Annotated in this window: 14 protein-coding genes and 1 other RNA gene; 10 read left to right on the top strand and 5 right to left on the bottom strand. The window is 55.5% G+C overall.

Annotated elements, in window-relative coordinates:
- Positions 1 to 28: 28 nt before the first annotated feature.
- The 5 genes from IB237_RS10075 to IB237_RS10095 form a co-directional block, all read right to left on the bottom strand.
- Positions 29 to 712, bottom strand: a complete 684-nt coding sequence (locus IB237_RS10075) for a class I SAM-dependent methyltransferase (protein WP_192488496.1) — start codon at positions 710 to 712, stop codon at positions 29 to 31.
- Positions 709 to 1,959: a DUF3419 family protein gene (locus IB237_RS10080; RefSeq protein WP_192488497.1), complete on the bottom strand. Its 1,251-nt coding sequence runs from the start codon at positions 1,957 to 1,959 to the stop codon at positions 709 to 711. Before IB237_RS10080 ends, IB237_RS10075 begins: the two co-directional genes overlap by 4 nt.
- Before the next feature lie 77 nt (positions 1,960 to 2,036).
- Positions 2,037 to 3,074 (bottom strand): lytic transglycosylase domain-containing protein, encoded by a 1,038-nt coding sequence (locus IB237_RS10085; RefSeq protein ID WP_192488498.1) that lies wholly within the window; start codon positions 3,072 to 3,074, stop codon positions 2,037 to 2,039.
- Between the two features lie 113 nt (positions 3,075 to 3,187).
- Positions 3,188 to 3,823: a LysE family translocator gene (locus IB237_RS10090; RefSeq protein ID WP_246787782.1), complete on the bottom strand. Its 636-nt coding sequence runs from the start codon at positions 3,821 to 3,823 to the stop codon at positions 3,188 to 3,190.
- Positions 3,824 to 4,105: 282 nt separating this feature from the next.
- Entirely contained in the window at positions 4,106 to 5,317 is a 1,212-nt protein-coding gene (locus IB237_RS10095) for a pyrophosphate--fructose-6-phosphate 1-phosphotransferase (protein ID WP_192488499.1), read from the bottom strand.
- A 341-nt stretch (positions 5,318 to 5,658) separates the two neighbouring features.
- Between IB237_RS10095 and IB237_RS10100 the strand changes: the two genes are divergently transcribed.
- The 10 genes from IB237_RS10100 to IB237_RS10145 all read left to right on the top strand — a co-directional run bounded on the left by IB237_RS10100 (position 5,659) and on the right by IB237_RS10145 (position 15,158).
- The gene (locus IB237_RS10100; RefSeq protein WP_192488871.1) at positions 5,659 to 6,399 is read left to right on the top strand and encodes a DnaJ family molecular chaperone; all 741 of its coding nucleotides are present in this window, start codon (positions 5,659 to 5,661) and stop codon (positions 6,397 to 6,399) included.
- Positions 6,396 to 7,163, top strand: a complete 768-nt coding sequence (locus IB237_RS10105; protein ID WP_192488500.1) for an N-acetylmuramoyl-L-alanine amidase — start codon at positions 6,396 to 6,398, stop codon at positions 7,161 to 7,163. Before IB237_RS10100 ends, IB237_RS10105 begins: the two co-directional genes overlap by 4 nt.
- A gap of 248 nt (positions 7,164 to 7,411) precedes the next feature.
- Positions 7,412 to 7,951, top strand: coding sequence for a lytic transglycosylase domain-containing protein (locus IB237_RS10110; RefSeq protein ID WP_192488501.1), 540 nt, complete (start codon positions 7,412 to 7,414; stop codon positions 7,949 to 7,951).
- 135 nt (positions 7,952 to 8,086) lie between these two features.
- A complete protein-coding gene (locus IB237_RS10115) occupies positions 8,087 to 9,274 on the top strand; it encodes an FAD-dependent oxidoreductase (RefSeq protein WP_192488502.1) in 1,188 nt (395 codons plus the stop codon).
- Positions 9,275 to 9,355: 81 nt separating this feature from the next.
- The gene (locus IB237_RS10120) at positions 9,356 to 10,552 is read left to right on the top strand and encodes an FAD-dependent oxidoreductase (protein WP_192488503.1); all 1,197 of its coding nucleotides are present in this window, start codon (positions 9,356 to 9,358) and stop codon (positions 10,550 to 10,552) included.
- A gap of 94 nt (positions 10,553 to 10,646) precedes the next feature.
- Positions 10,647 to 11,043, top strand: an RNA gene (gene rnpB / locus IB237_RS10125) — RNase P RNA component class A.
- Between the two features lie 405 nt (positions 11,044 to 11,448).
- Positions 11,449 to 11,889, top strand: coding sequence for a division/cell wall cluster transcriptional repressor MraZ (mraZ, locus tag IB237_RS10130; RefSeq protein ID WP_192488504.1), 441 nt, complete (start codon positions 11,449 to 11,451; stop codon positions 11,887 to 11,889).
- Between the two features lie 14 nt (positions 11,890 to 11,903).
- Positions 11,904 to 12,929, top strand: a complete 1,026-nt coding sequence (rsmH, locus tag IB237_RS10135) for a 16S rRNA (cytosine(1402)-N(4))-methyltransferase RsmH (protein ID WP_192488505.1) — start codon at positions 11,904 to 11,906, stop codon at positions 12,927 to 12,929.
- A 1-nt stretch (position 12,930) separates the two neighbouring features.
- Positions 12,931 to 13,419, top strand: coding sequence for a hypothetical protein (locus IB237_RS10140; RefSeq protein WP_192488506.1), 489 nt, complete (start codon positions 12,931 to 12,933; stop codon positions 13,417 to 13,419).
- A complete protein-coding gene (locus IB237_RS10145) occupies positions 13,419 to 15,158 on the top strand; it encodes a penicillin-binding protein 2 (protein ID WP_192488507.1) in 1,740 nt (579 codons plus the stop codon). Before IB237_RS10140 ends, IB237_RS10145 begins: the two co-directional genes overlap by 1 nt.
- The last annotated feature ends 21 nt before the right edge of the window (positions 15,159 to 15,179 follow it).

Genomic DNA, 15,179 nt, shown 5'->3' on the forward strand with positions numbered 1-15,179 from the left:
CTGGATGTGAGAGGGCCGATTTTGCCGTTTATCCCTGCTGGACTTTGGTAATCACGGCCCGCCAGGCGTAGCCACCGCCAATGGTTTCAAAGCGCAAGGTGGCGTTATGCTGCGTGAGGCGCTGCTCGAGAACGTGTCGCAGATCAGCTCTCGGCGTGACATGGAAGCGGGTAAGCCACCCCCGCAACAGGCGCCTGAACAGCAAGGGCAGTTTTTCCTGCTGGCCGAAATCGATGATGTGCAGGCTGCCGTCCGGTGCCAGTGCAGACAATGACGCATCGATTGCGCCGTGCCAGTCGGGGATCATCGACAGCGCATAGGAAATCATGATCCGGTCGAAACCGCCGTCCTGTCCGAAATCGGCTGCGTCAAAGGCCGTGGCATCGGCCACTTTGAAAACCGGTTTTGTCGATTCAGATCTGAAGTTTGCGGCAGCTGTTTCAAGCATTTGTGCAGAAATATCCAGACCGAACAAACGGGCGGCAGGAAACGTCTTGCGGGTCAGCAGCAGATTGCGACCTGTGCCGCAACCGACTTCCAGCATGGTGCCGTCGGCTGGGATATTCAGGCCAGCAATGGTGCCATCGCGTCCCAGCAGGTAATATTTGCGGGTCAGGTCGTAAATGTACCGCTGGTAGCGGTACATATCATCCATCAGGCCGGCATGGTCATTGCTATCAAGGGACTGAAAGCCTTTGCTTTGACCACTCATGCCGTGGTCTTTTCGTAGATGTGGAAGCCGCCGTAAATTGCCGAACGATCCTTGCGGTTCAGTTCGTGCGACCGTTCTTCCAGATAGACCCAATTGTTGCGGACTTCCGGTGACAGGCGGCCTTCGATGACGCTTTTTTCCGCAGCGGTACGGAAGATGACGCGTGCGCCTTGGGCAGCGGTGCGGGTCATCTGGCTCCACAGATCGTTGAGCTGTGTGTCGTTCATCCAGTCCTGCGCATCCAATAGCACATAGCGGTCAAGGCTGGCGGCCTGTTTGCCAGCCAAAAGCTCCGTGAAGGTTGCGTGGTGTACTGAAACCTTGAGCGCGTTGTTACGAATGGCTTCGTAATATTCCGGCTTCAGGTAGGCTGGCAGATCGCCTTCATGCGGCTCTGGATACCGGCGAGCAAATGCCTGCCAGGCGAAGTAATTATCCTTCAAGGGGAAGTCGCAGGCCAGCTTTTCGAGGCGGGCACGCAGAACCGGGGTAATGGTGTTGCCATCCGAGAGGCTTGCCAGTTCGTCATACTGACGTGGCGGAATGCCAAGGCCAAACAGCGAGCTTTTGCGTTTGGTGAGCCAGCGGATCATTGGCTTGTCAAACAGCGGTGCTACCTTCTCATCAAAGAAGCGGCGCTGCTCATCCATGGTGCGGGCGTGGATCATCTCGGTCAATTTGACGCCGTGCAGGCGGGCAATGACGTGACCTGCGCCGATGAAGCGGCCGAGCAAGCCGGTGCGGTAGATATTGCGATTGAACACCGAAATACGGCGACGGCCGGTCATCGTGCGCTTCGACCAATAGGCGCGGGTCTGGTGGTCGAGGTGAGGGGCGATGAAGCGGTCATAGCCTTCACTGTTGCTGCGGATGTTGGACTGGCCGAACTGGCGAACAACATCTCCGTGGCCGGGCAGGTGATGGAAGGCGGTCAGCTTGAGCTTGTTGAGGGCGATGTGATGCGGATTGAGATCGACGACATCAATGCTTTCAGGATTACGCGAGAGGTATGCCAGTACATTGCAGCCACCGGAGCCGATGGTGACAATGCGGTGCCCGTCCCGCAATTCCATGGCTTCCATGTCGACTTCCGGATCTTCCCATATTTGCGGGTAAACCAGACCGGAAAACAGCACGCCGAACAGACGCTCGGAAAAGCCATCCGTAGAAAGTGTCTTGTGCTGGAGAAGGGCATTCTTCAGCTTTCCATTGTTACGAAAGCTGGTTTTGTGTGTGGCGCTCGTCATATGATTCCACCTCTACATTGGGTTAGAGGCGTTTATCTCTGATACGCTACAGTTTGATGACGTGCTGTGGATAGCGCCTATTTGCGCAGGACGTGCAACATGCCCTTACGCTTGGCATCGTAGTAGTAACCACGTGCATAAAGACGTACGGCATTGTCACGGTCGTTGTCAGCCACCAGCCATGCGCCGCGCAGATATTTGACGGCATATTTCAGGTTGGTCTCTGCATCGAACAGACCGGACGCAGGGCCATCAAAGCCCATGGAACGGGCGGTGGCGTGTTTGATCTGCATGAGGCCGTAATGTCCACGGTTGAAGGCGGACGGAACGTAACGGCTTTCGCGTTGTACGACGCGGTGCACCAGATCTTCTGGCACATCATACATCTGCGAATATTTGGAAATCAGCGTGCTGAGCTTTTCGCGTCCGACAGGAGAAGTTTCCATGCCTTCGCGGGTGTTGATGGCAGCGATGGCCGAGTTCTGCGGGGCGGAGGCATACGCCATCATCACGCCCTGCGGTTTTTGAGAGGGAACAGCTGTCTGCGCGGAAATGGCGGCCTGGGCGGCCTTGCCATCGTCAAACGGCTGCATGGCCATGGAAATGCGCATGGCCGCAGATTCGGATTGTTTGCTTGGGAACGAACCCTTTACGGCGGCAACCTGTGTGAAAGTGGCCGTGTTGCCTGCTGTGGCAACGGTGTTTGCGGCTGCAGCAGGTGTGGCCTGTGCGGTTGTTGCCTGCTCTGCTGCCGGGGTGTTTGCCTGCGCCACCATTTGTGCTTCTACCTGGCCATCGGTCGGCGCTTGGGCGGCAGCTGCGGCAATTTCTGCGGCTGGTGGAAGAACGAGTTTGCCGGCAGCATCAACGGCGACGGTTGCTGTTGCGGCCTGTGCAGCAACTTCGTTACCTGCAGCTACGGTTGCGGCGGCCGGGGTCGTGCCATCTGCAGCAGGCTCTGTCGTTGCCTGCGCCTGCAAGGTCGGCTGGGTGGTTTCAAGCTGAGGCTTGGAAGCAATTTCTACACTGGTGCAACCTGCCAAAGTGGCTGCGATACCAAAAGTGGTCGATATCAGGAGCGCCGTTCTCCGGCTTGCACTCAGGCGTTTTGTCATGTTGCCGCTCTCGTTTTGCCTGTCTTTCGACGCCCTCGTCGCGAACGAAGCAGGCCACTACATGTGACGTCCATTAACCTATTGTGAACCGGGCGGCAAGCAGGCCCGCAACGTCAGGCGGCAATGCGGCGGTATCCTGCTGTTACGGCGCGACCGCTGATGAAGTAGCTACGGCGTTGATAAGGCTTGCGTTTTTGGTTGCTCATCTGCCGCGCAAGTGACAGGCTCTTTTCGGCAAAAACAGCGTGTCCGAGGGCCAGAACAAGCGACATCAGAAGGGCCAGCGCCTGCATTTCTGCCAGCAAGGTAATGTTGTCTGCACCTGCTGTCACGAACTGCGGCAACAAGGCCAGAAAGACAGCGATGAAACGTGGTGTCAGCGCCAGGCAATAACAGTCGGTGAAAACACCGCTGGCTGTCTTGAAAGGAAGGTTGTCATTGTCGGCCTTGGCAAGCCGCACAGCCGGGCTGGCAAACACCCACAGCATGAACAGCAACAGCCAGCCAATGCCGGCCCATTGCACGATTTCCAGCAGGGATGCGGAGAGATAGGCAAAACCGAGCGTTGGCACCGCGGCGGCCGTCATGGCGGTTACAATGCCAATCGATGCGCCTGTAATGGCCGGGATAATGGTTTTTTTGCCTCTGATGGCACGGTAGGATGCTACCCGGTGTGAAAGCGGCGAGGGAAGTGAAAACAAAATGGCGCAAGCTGCGGCAAATGTGATCCATAGCTCGGCGTTCATCATTTCGGCTCCCTTTCCTCCCAAAGCGCAACGGATCAGCAGATAGTCCGGGCGCGCCTTAAGTCTTTCTTATCGCATGTTCTTATCTCAAAACCGCTACACAGTTTTGTGTGCCATGCTTTAATTTAGCAAGATCAGAAGCATGATGCCATGCTCCTGACGTCTTGCAAGGGAATTTACCCTGAAAAAGCATCGGGTCGTCAATCAAAAAGAAATTTTCCTGACATGCCGATGCATAAATTCAAATGGTTAGGGCACCCGCAGGTTGCAGAGCGCCCTTATGCGTCATGCTGACACAGCCTTCTGGCCGATGTGATCCATCACGTCGGTGAACCATTTTGCCGAGATATCGAAGTGCTTTCCACCCTTGATGCGCGGGAATTCGATGGTGCGCAGCTTGCCACCCTGTTCCTCATCATGGCCGGTGACACCGGACACCTTGTTGAGCGCGCTTTCGACTGCAAGATCGACCATGCTCTGGATCAGGCGCAGGTCATCCTGATTGGCCGGGGCCGAGCGGGCATAATAACCAGACTTCTGAACCATCGAGCGTTCCGCGCCGATCAGCGACGCAAACTGCTTCTGGAACCAACCACCGACATTGATGGTGTCGATCTTGACGTGGCCAAAGGCGTCGCGCTTGACGCTTTCGCCAGCCGCTTCGCGTTCGGCAACGATGGTATCGAGGCCTGCACCTTCCGACACGAACAGCGTGACATAACCTGATTTGTCCATGATGGCGCGCAGACGCTCAGATTCTGCCTCAAGGTCAAACGCCATTTCCGGCAGGAAAAGGCCGTCGATGTTCTTCATCGCGGCATTCATCATGAAACCGTCGACATATTCATTGGCGCTGGTTTTCTGAATGTAGGAACGGGCGGTTGCGGCCGTCAGCCAACCGCAGTGGCGGCCCATGACTTCATGTATCACCAATGTGCGAGGTGCGGCACTCTGTTCATTGCTGACATTGTCAAAGAAGTTGGCGCCGACTTCGGCGGCTGTCCATGCGCCAAGCGACTGCTTGATTGGAACGACGTCATTGTCGACGGTCTTTGGAAGGCCAACCACAGTGAGGTTGTAACCGTTGGCGCCAAGATAGGCTGCGAGATCGGCAGCGGTGGTGTTGGTGTCATCACCACCAATGGTGTGCAGGATGGTGACGCCGTCATTGGCCAGACGTTCAGCCGCAACGCGCAACGGGTTTTCGCCTTCCTTGACGAGGCCGCGCTTCACACAGTCGGCAGCATTGGTCAGCTTGACGCGGCTGTTGCCGATTGGCGAGCCGCCATAACGGTGCAGCAGGTGCGCCTTTTCGCGCATGTCCTTGTTGATTTCGATGCGGTCACCCAGAAGAACGCCCTGATAACCGGAACGGTAGGCCACGATGTCGAGCTCCGGTGCGATGTCCGTGTATCTGCCAATCAGGCCGCCAACAGCGGAAGAGAGGCAGGGAGCAAGTCCACCGGCGGTCAGCATTGCGACTTTCTGTTTGGCCATAACGGCACTCCTTTTAGGTCATGAAAATCTGGTCTGTGGGCAAATGGATGCGACAGCAGGCCGCGGCTGTAAAGTGAATTTATCAAGAAAAACGGGAGTTTCGCCCGGTTTTTGGAGGCGATTGCGGCCAAGGGCAAATATAATCGTTTCAATTGATGACGGTGATGTGGTGCCATTTGGCGGGCTGTGGATAACCTTGTCTGTGCTGAGTCCCGTGGCAGGTTGTGCGTGTGTGCCAGTTTCGATCATCAGTTTCATCGCGACCAAAGATGAATAAAACTTAATACTGGCAGAGTGCCGTGCACCTTGATTTTTCGGGCATTATCTGGTGAATCTGCATGATGATTATAGATTTCGCCTGTCTGCAACTTTCATCTCTGTGGGAACGGCTGCTCGGTGCAATCGGCGACGTGGCGGGAAATACGCTCGGTCGCGTGGTGGAAGCCATCCGCACGCTGTTTGAAGGCGACCCGGAAACCCGTCGTAAAGTATCATTTTCTGTGGCGATCATCGCGCTCTCTGCCAAGATGGCCAAGGCTGATGGTGTCGTCAACGATGCCGAGGTGAAAGCCTTTAGGCAGATTTTCGATTTTCCGGAAGAAGAAGCGCAAAACGTTGCCCGTCTTTATAATCTCGCCCGTCAGGACGTGGCCGGTTATGAAGCTTATGCCGAGCGTCTGGCTGGCCTTTGCGGTTCGGGACAGGACAATTGCCAGATGCTGGAAAGCGTCATTGACGGTCTTTTCCATATCGCCAAGGCGGATGGTCTGATCCATGAGCGCGAACTGGCATTCCTTGGCCGTATTGCGGAAATCTTCCATATTACCGAAGACCATTTCGAAACGATCATGGCCCGCCACGTTCATCTCGATGGTCGTGACCCTTACCGGGTACTTGGTGTTTCGCGTTCTGACGCATTTACTGAGATCCGCAAGCGTTACCGCAGTCTGGTGGCAGAACACCATCCGGACCGTCTGATTGCCCGTGGCGTGCCGATGGAGTTGCATGCCGCTGCCAATGAACGTATGGCTGCACTCAATGCCGCTTATGCGGCGATTGAGAAAGAACGCCGCGCTGCATGACTGCTTTTACACCGGATTACATGGGTGCATCCGTCGCACCTTCGCCTAACCATGGCGAGCGGGTAGATAACTGTCCGCCTGATATGATCATTCTTCATTACACGGGTATGCCGAGCGCAGATGGTGCTCTGTCATGGCTGTGCAATCCGGAAAGCGAAGTTTCCAGCCATTACTTTGTCCACGAAGACGGCCGTGTGGTGCAGCTTGTGCAAGAGGCGCGCCGTGCATGGCATGCGGGCAAAAGTTTCTGGGCTGGTGCCACGGATATCAATTCACGCTCCATCGGCATTGAAATTGCCAATCCTGGCCACACCGGCGGCTTGCCCGCGTTTCCTGCCGAACAGATCAAAGCGGTTGTCGAATTGTGCAGAGATTGTGGCGAGCGCTGGTCTATCGCGCCTGAAAGGATACTGGCGCACTCTGATATCGCGCCGGTTCGCAAGGTTGATCCAGGCGAAAACTTCCCCTGGAAAGTCCTGCATGAAAACGGGGTCGGGCACTGGGTGGAGCCTGGTACGGTAACTGGCGGACGTTTTTTCCAGCGCGGTGATGCGGGCCAACCGGTCGAGGCCCTGCAGTCCATGCTGTCCTTCTACGGATACAATGTTGAAATTACAGGGTCTTTCTGTGAAAAGACAGAAGGTGTCGTTGCTGCATTCCAGCGCCATTTCCGTCCGCTGCGGGTGGATGGTATCGCCGATTTCTCGACAATCGACACGCTGCACAGGCTTTTAACAGAACTTCCAAAATACCGCTCTGTCTAAGTTGTTTTCAGTCGTTTTGTTCCTGAATTGGCAGCTGTGAAGATCAGTTTTTCCGAGTTGCCACAGTATATCCTTAATAGGCTGTTTAAACGTCACCATTGAACTGCGGTGGGACGCTCATTTAAGCAACTGTCGTGAATATCAACAAGTAAGACTTTTTTAGCCGGAGTATCCGTGATGGACTCCGCAAGGTGAGTTGTTGCGCTGTGGCGCCATTCCCGTCTTACGTCTGGAGAATTTTTCTAAATATGAAAAGAGTTGTTGTTGCCGGTGCAGCATGTATTGCCATGCTCGTTGCACAGGGTGGATCTGCGTTTGCCCGTGATGAGAAGGTGAAAACCAAAACCGTTACACTAGAAACTATGATCCGTAAGCCCGGTTATCCAATGCCGGAAAAGGCAGTTCCTTCGGCTCTTACCAATTCTTACTCCCCGATCATCGTGAAATACGCCAAGAAATATGGTGTGCCTGTTGGTCTTGCTCATGCTGTTGTCAGCGTCGAGAGCAAGTTCAATCCAAAGGCCCGCGGCAGTGCCGGTGAAGTTGGACTGATGCAGATTAAGCCGGCAACAGCGCGTATGCTTGGTTATCGCGGTACGGCAAAGGGCCTTTACGACCCTGAGACCAACATTCGCTGGGGTATGGAATATCTTGCGCGGGCACATCAGCTTGGCGGCGGCCAGACCTGCGGCACCATTCTGCGTTACAATGCAGGCCATGGTGCAAAACGCATGAACCCGGTTTCCAAGCGTTACTGTGGTAAGGTGCAGGCACTTCTGGAAGGTTGATTGTCCTTTCACGTTGGTGTCAATCAAACGGTTGTGTTCTTGCCGTTTGAGTTCCGCGGTCGCGTTCACATCATGTGTTGACAGGCGGACTGCCGATCATGGTAGCTCTGTTTCCGGAATATGGAGCAGAATGCAGTGACGGACTTTAAATACATAATCATAGGTGCGGGCATGATGGGCGCAGCCGCAGCCCGCCACCTTTCTCAAGTGACCGATGGCATTGCGCTGATTGGTCCTGAAGAACCGGCAAACCGTAAAAACCATTCCGGTGTGTTTGCCAGCCATTATGATGAAGCCCGCATCACGCGCGGTTTCGATGGCGACCCGATTTGGGGAACGCTCGCGGTCCGATCTCTTGCCCGGTATTCCGACATCGAAGTGGCCAGCGGTATTTCCTTCTACAGTGAAGTCGGCTGCCTGTTCTCGGGCGAAGAACCAATCTCAAGTACCGATTATGTGCGTCGTGCCTTTGCCACAGCTTCCAGGCTTGATCTTGATATCGAGACGGTCAGGCCGGACGCCATGCCGGCGCGTTTTCCGATGTTTGCGCTGCCGCCAGCTCATAACGGATATTTCGAAGCGCAGAATGCCGGTTATGTGAACCCGCGCGCCTTGGTGAAGGCTCAGCTGACTGTCGCGCAAACACAGGGTGTTTCGGTGCTGCGGGACACGGCAATCCGCGTCAATGACATGTCTTCGCATGTGCTGGTCGAAACGGCCGATGGCAACAGCTATACGGCAGAAAAGGTGCTGGTGGCGGCCGGTGGTTTTACCAATATGGCCGATATCTTGCCGCGCCCGGTCGACATGGCGGCGACTGGCCGAACCATCGTGTTCTTTGAGCTTGATGAGGCAAAACAGGCGCTGTTCAAGAATATGCCGTCCACCATCGTGCTGGCCGATAATGACGACGATATCGTCTATATCCTGCCGCCGGTGCGGTACCCGGATGGCAAGGTCTATCTGAAGATTGGCGGCGAGGGGGAAAAGAGCGCGCTTGGTTCGCTCAGTGATGCAGTCTCTTGGTTCCAGTCGGACGGAAATCTTGCAGAGGTCGACTATCTGACCAAACGTGCGCTTTCGTTGATGCCTAATCTTGCTGGTGCGCCGGTCACATCAGGCTCCTGCGTCGCATCAATTACCAAAACCGGATATCCCTATATTGGTTACACGGATGCACCCAATATCGCGGTGCTGACGGGTGGCAATTTTGTTGCGGCAAAATCCTCAGATGAAATTGGCAGGCTCGGTGCGCAGCTGTTATTTGACGGAGCGCTGCAGGAGCGTGAATTCGCCGCAGCAATGGCGCCGGTTTTCGTCTGACTTTGATACAGCGGATCGCTAGAACGTATTGATCCTGAATCCAAAAAGCGGGACGCATATTTAAAATAATAAGGGAACAGCATGTCAGCACATTTCAAGCATATCGTCATTGGTCGCGGCATGATGGGGGCCGCCGCTGCCAAATATCTGGCGCGACAGACCGAGGGCGTTGCGGTGATTGGTCCCGATGAACCCCAGGACGCCAAGACCCATCAGGGCGTTTTTGCCAGTCACTATGATGAAGCGCGCATAACCCGTACCATTGATCCCGATGCCGATTGGGCATTGATGGCAAATCGCTCGATCGCCCGTTACGGTGACATTGCACGGGAAAGCGGTGTTGAATTTTACGCTCCTGTTGGATGCCTCGTCGTTGGGCCGAAGCGTGGCGGCAGCAATCCATTTATCCAGAATATCTGCAGTGCGGCTGCCAAACTGAATGTCGAAACGCAGCTGTTGAGCAATGATGCTCTGGCAAAGGACTTTTCCTATTTCGCCTTTGAAGCGGGTTGCGAGGGGGTGTTTGAGGCCAAAAATGCCGGATACGTCAATCCTCGCGCGCTGGTGAAGGCGCAAAGCGCGCTGGCGGAAAAGGCTGGCGCTACCGTTCTGCGCGAAGTGGCTGTGTCTGTTCGTGACGAAGGCGGCGTTGCCGTGGTGACAACGGCTGAAGGCAATGAATACCGCGCTGATAATGTGCTGGTGGCTGCTGGTGGGTTCTCGATCATGGAAGGTCTGCTGCCGCAGCCTGTGAAGCTCAATGTCTACAAAAGAACGGTGACGTTTTTTGAAATTCCCGAAGACGAACTGGATGCTTATTCCGGCATGCCATCGCTGATTTATGAGCCGAGCGATCCGTCAAAGCACATCTATATGTTACCGCCGGTGCGTTATCCCGATGGCAAGGTTTACCTCAAAATAGGCGGTGACCCTGACGATAAGCTGGTTTCCGGTGATGCCGACATGCGTGAGTGGTTCCGCGCCGGCGGCCGACAGGTTGCGCAGGATCATCTGACGGCAATTGTTGCGACCCTTGTGCCATCGGTTGATTTGTCACGTGTTTCAACAGGTGCCTGCGTGGTGTCGAAAACACCGGGTGGGTATCCGGCCATCGGCTTTACATCGTCCCCCCGTATTGCTGTGCTGACGGGTGGATGTGGAACGGCCGCCAAGAGCTCGGACGAGATTGGGCGGTTGGGTGCGACCTTGGTACGAGAGGGGCAGATTGATGATGCTGCCTATGTCACGGACTTTAAACCCGCCTTTGCAACGATGTGATACTAACCGGCGATCCCAAGTGATTGCCGGTTTTACAGCCTTTTCCTGTTTTTCACTGTGGCTTTCCTGCCGAAAGCCGTTTAAGGAGCCGATGCCAGTTGGCCGGGCAGCCGCGCTTTACCAATGTCGAAAGACGGTAGGGTGAGGAAAGTCCGGGCTCCACGGAAACACGGTGCCGGATAACGTCCGGCGGGGGCGACCCCAGGGAAAGTGCCACAGAGAGCAAACCGCCACGCATGCGTGGTAAGGGTGAAAGGGTGGGGTAAGAGCCCACCGCGCGACTGGTAACAGAAGCGGCAAGGTAAACCCCACCGGGAGCAAGACCGAATAGGGATGACGCGGGGCGCGCAAGCGCCTACAGCCGGTTTTCGGGCCAGTCATCCGGGTGGGTTGCGAGAGGCGGTGTGCAAACATCGTCCCAGATGAATGGCTGCCACGTTCCGGGTCAAACCGGGGCCATACAAAACCCGGCTTATAGGCCAACTGGCGATTTTCCTCCCGATGAGGGCCTTTGCGGATTTGATTCCGCTTTTCCTGTTATTTCGCTGAAATGTATGAATAAATCGTGGTTTATAGCTCGGTTTTGTGCGCCGTTTCGGTTGCGCTTTCGCAAGCCGCATAAACCATTCATTAAACTTAACGGTCTATGAATATACGATGCGGAAGACAGTATTGTGCTGGCTTCTCCCATTGACGCCCATAGTGTCCCATGGTATCCCAAATGCACATCGCAAAGGGTCGTGTTTCTGGCCCACAATCGCTGAAATCTTCGGAAGGCCTCCTTGGGGGTGCTGTGGAACATGCTGTTCTGACGGCTGGCGTGTTGTCGTGTGTATCGGTGTGGCCTGTGGGGCGGTTGGTCCGTCTTTCGGGTGGTGTTTTAAACGAGACGGGCAATGAACCGCTTTCTGTCGAACGTCACGAACAAGATCGATACAAAGGGACGGGTCTCCGTTCCTTCGGCATTTCGTTCCGTTCTGGCCGTGCGCGGTGTTCAAGAATTGTATTGTCTGCAGGATTTCGCGTTTCCGGCGATCAGTGTCGGTGGGCCGGATTTGCTGGATCGTTACGAGCGGCAAATCTCGGCAATGGATGCTTTTTCGCCGGAGGCCAACATGATGTCGTTGCTGGTTCATGGCGGCGGTGTTTTTATGAAGCTCGATTCCGAAGGGCGGCTTATGGTGACGGATTTCATCCGGGAATTTACCGGGATTTCCTCCGAAGTCACATTCGTCGGTCGAGCAGACCATTTTCAGCTTTGGCAACCGGATGCTTTTCAGGAAGCGCAGGTGGCCGCAAGATCCGGGCGCAGTTTTGCGGTAACGCGTCCGGTTTGATACGGGGAAACAAGATGACAGTGAATTCCGACGAAGGCATTGATGATGCCGGTGGCGAAACCGTTCGTCATATTCCTGTTTTGTTGAAGGAAGTGCTGGTCGCTCTTGATCCGCAACCCGGCAAGATTATTCTCGATGGTACATTCGGGGCAGGCGGCTACACCCAAGCAATTATAGACCAAGGCGCAGAGGTGATCGCACTGGATCGCGATCCGAATGCCATTGCTGCCGGTCAGGCAAAGGTTGCTGCCAATGGCGGACGCCTCACTCTTATTCAGTCACGGTTTTCCGACCTTGCTCACCATGCGCCGGAAGGCGGTCTTGATGGCGTGGTATTGGATATCGGCGTGTCTTCCATGCAGATCGACGAAGCCGATCGCGGTTTCTCGTTCCAGAAAAACGGCCCTCTTGACATGCGTATGTCATCGTCAGGCGTATCAGCTGCTGACGTGGTCAATCGCTGCAAGCCGGGTGATCTGGCGCGTATCTTCGGTTTTCTCGGAGAAGAAAAGCAGGCGGGTCGCATTGCGCGCGCCATTGAAAAGAAGCGTGCCGAAGAACCTTTCCGCACCACGCGCGATCTGGCCGGGCTGATTGAAATCGTTACTCCGCGCAAGGCCAAGGACAAGATCCATCCTGCCACGCGGGTGTTTCAGGCGTTGCGTGTATTCGTCAATGATGAACTGGGTGAACTTGCCTCGGCACTGTTTGCTGCCGAACGGGCGCTGAAACCAGGCGGTCGACTGGTGGTGGTGACGTTCCATTCGCTGGAAGACCGTATCGTCAAGAAGTTCTTTGCCGATCGTTCCGGTCGTGCCTCAGGCTCCCGTCACATGCCGATGGTCGAAGAGAAGTCCCCAATATTTGATGCGCTGGGCAAGCCTATGGTTGCAGCCACCGAAGAAGAAGCTGCATTGAACCCACGTGCCCGTTCCGCAAAGCTGCGAGCCGGCGTGCGCACCACAGCCAAGGCGCCAAAGGCGGATGTCTCGATATTCGAGCTGCCCGATCTGGCCAGCCTCGAAAAACTAGGAGGCTGACATGCTGCGTACTTTTGATCTCGTTCTGGTCGGCGTCATGATTTCTGCAGCGGTCGTTACCTATACGATCAAACATCGGGCGGATGAAAAGCTGGCCGAGGTTCGCAAGCTCGAAACCGAAATCAAGCTGGAGAAGGACACGATTGACCTTCTGCGCGCTGACTGGGCCTTGCTGACGCAGCCAAATCGTCTGCACCGCCTTGTGACGGTTTATGGTGACGAGTTGAAGCTGGTACCGACATTGTCGACCCAGCTTGCGCAGCCGAGTGAACTGCCAATGTTGCGCTCGCAGTTGCCGCAGCCGCCAGAGCCGGAAGGCATGAGTGTTGAGGATGCGATTGCCTCGGCGACGGCCGGCTCCAATGATACCAAACTTGCTTCGCGTGGCGCGACAACCGGCGGGCTTGCCTCGAAGGGCATTCCCGTTCCGCAGCCGCGTGCTTCCGTGCTTGGTGTAGATACAACGACAACAGGATCGGTGAACCGCTGATGTCATTTCTTTCCCGTATCATGGTTCACAAAAGCCGGGCACATTACTCCGTATCCACGGGAGGTGTGACCGATCATGCAGCCTTTGAAGGCGCACGCAAAAAACGGGCAGGGCAGGCCAAAAGCCGCGTTGGTATCATCGCGCTGAGCTTTACAGCCTTTTATTGTGTTATCGGTGGACGTCTGGTGCAGTACGGCATGGAAAAGCCGGAAATCGTTTCCAGCATTGCACCGGCCGACCGCTTGATGGCATCGCGTCCTGACCTCCTGGACCGTAACGGCGAAGTGCTGGCAACCGACATCAGGACCGTTTCGCTGTTTGCCGAACCGCACCGTATTGTTGATGTCGATGAAGCCATCGAAAAGCTGAGAACGGTTCTGCCTGATCTCGATGCGCGTGGCACCTATCAGAAGCTCTCTTCCAATTCGCGCTTCCAGTGGCTGCGCCGCCAGCTGACCCCAAAGCAGCAGAGCCAGATTTTGGCACTCGGTATTCCCGGTATCGGTTTCCGTCCTGAAAAGCGTCGCTTCTATCCGGGTGGCGCAACGGCCTCGCACATTGTCGGTCACGTCAATATCGACAACCGTGGTGTTGCCGGCATGGAGCGTTACGTCGACAGCCAGGGGTTGGCTGATCTGACAGCGCTTGGCATGACGACCGACCAGCCGCTAGAGCCGGTCAAGCTGTCCATCGATCTGCGCGTTCAGGCAATCCTGCGCGAAGTCATTTACAACTGGATTGCAAAAACCGAAGCAATTGGTGCCGGTGCCGTAGTGCTGGATGTCCATACCGGTGAAGTTCTCGGCATGGCATCTGCCCCGGATTATGATCCGAACAATCCGGCCGAAGGCGCCAAGGAAGGCTGGTTGAACCGCATGTCGAACGGTACGTTCGAAATGGGTTCGACATTTAAATCCTTCACCACAGCCATGGCGCTGGACACCGGCAAGGTGCGGATTACCGACAGCTTTGATGCGTCGGCGCCGATCCGTATCGGTGGCTTCACCATCAAGGACTTTCACGGCAAGGGACGTGTTCTCTCGGTACCTGAGATTTTCCAGTATTCGTCTAACATCGGCACGGCCAAGATGGCTGACGTTGTGGGTATTCAGGGCCACAAGGACTTCCTGACCAAGCTTGGTCTGTTGACCCGTATGAAGACGGAATTGCCTGAGGTGGCAATGCCAACCCAGCCGCGTGAATGGAAGAAGATCAACTCGATCACGATTTCCTTTGGTCACGGTGTGTCGACGACGCCTTTGCAGACGGCGGTTGCCGGTGCAGCACTGGTCAATGGTGGCAAGCTGATCGAGCCGACATTCCTGCCAAGAAGCCGCGCTGATGCGGATGCTGTGGCAACACAGGTTATCCAGCCATCGACCAGCAAGGACATGCGCTTCCTGTTTGACTGGAATGGCACGAAGGGTTCCGGCCGTAATGCGCGTGTCGACGGATTTGACGTGGGCGGTAAGACCGGTACGGCAGACAAGGTCGTCAATGGCCGTTACGCGCATGACAAGAACTTCAACGCGTTCCTTGCGGCATTCCCGATCAGCGATCCGCAATATGTGGTGCTGACATTTATTGATGAACCAAAGACAGACAAGGGCAACGGGGCGGCGCTTGCCGGTAACACTGCGGCACCAATGGTCAAAGAGATCATCAGCCGTTCTGCAGCCATACTCGGTGTGAAACCAAAGTTCGGTGAGGATGGCTCGGCCTTGCTCGTGTCTTATTGATTGTTAGAGCTTACTATAAAC

This window comes from Agrobacterium sp. AGB01 (assembly GCF_014851585.1).
Taxonomy (GTDB): Bacteria; Pseudomonadota; Alphaproteobacteria; order Rhizobiales; family Rhizobiaceae; genus Agrobacterium.

Excerpts from the sequence above, each read along its gene's own strand:
- IB237_RS10075 (WP_192488496.1), bottom strand. The coding sequence starts at position 712 with ATGAGTGGTCAAAGCAAAGGCTTTCAGTCCCTTGATAGCAATGACCAT.
- IB237_RS10080 (WP_192488497.1), bottom strand. The coding sequence starts at position 1,959 with ATGACGAGCGCCACACACAAAACCAGCTTTCGTAACAATGGAAAGCTG.
- IB237_RS10085 (WP_192488498.1), bottom strand. The coding sequence starts at position 3,074 with ATGACAAAACGCCTGAGTGCAAGCCGGAGAACGGCGCTCCTGATATCG.
- IB237_RS10090 (WP_246787782.1), bottom strand. The coding sequence starts at position 3,823 with ATGATGAACGCCGAGCTATGGATCACATTTGCCGCAGCTTGCGCCATT.
- IB237_RS10095 (WP_192488499.1), bottom strand. The coding sequence starts at position 5,317 with ATGGCCAAACAGAAAGTCGCAATGCTGACCGCCGGTGGACTTGCTCCC.
- IB237_RS10100 (WP_192488871.1), top strand. The coding sequence starts at position 5,659 with ATGATTATAGATTTCGCCTGTCTGCAACTTTCATCTCTGTGGGAACGG.
- IB237_RS10105 (WP_192488500.1), top strand. The coding sequence starts at position 6,396 with ATGACTGCTTTTACACCGGATTACATGGGTGCATCCGTCGCACCTTCG.
- IB237_RS10110 (WP_192488501.1), top strand. The coding sequence starts at position 7,412 with ATGAAAAGAGTTGTTGTTGCCGGTGCAGCATGTATTGCCATGCTCGTT.
- IB237_RS10120 (WP_192488503.1), top strand. The coding sequence starts at position 9,356 with ATGTCAGCACATTTCAAGCATATCGTCATTGGTCGCGGCATGATGGGG.
- mraZ (WP_192488504.1), top strand. The coding sequence starts at position 11,449 with ATGAACCGCTTTCTGTCGAACGTCACGAACAAGATCGATACAAAGGGA.
- rsmH (WP_192488505.1), top strand. The coding sequence starts at position 11,904 with ATGACAGTGAATTCCGACGAAGGCATTGATGATGCCGGTGGCGAAACC.
- IB237_RS10140 (WP_192488506.1), top strand. The coding sequence starts at position 12,931 with ATGCTGCGTACTTTTGATCTCGTTCTGGTCGGCGTCATGATTTCTGCA.
- IB237_RS10145 (WP_192488507.1), top strand. The coding sequence starts at position 13,419 with ATGTCATTTCTTTCCCGTATCATGGTTCACAAAAGCCGGGCACATTAC.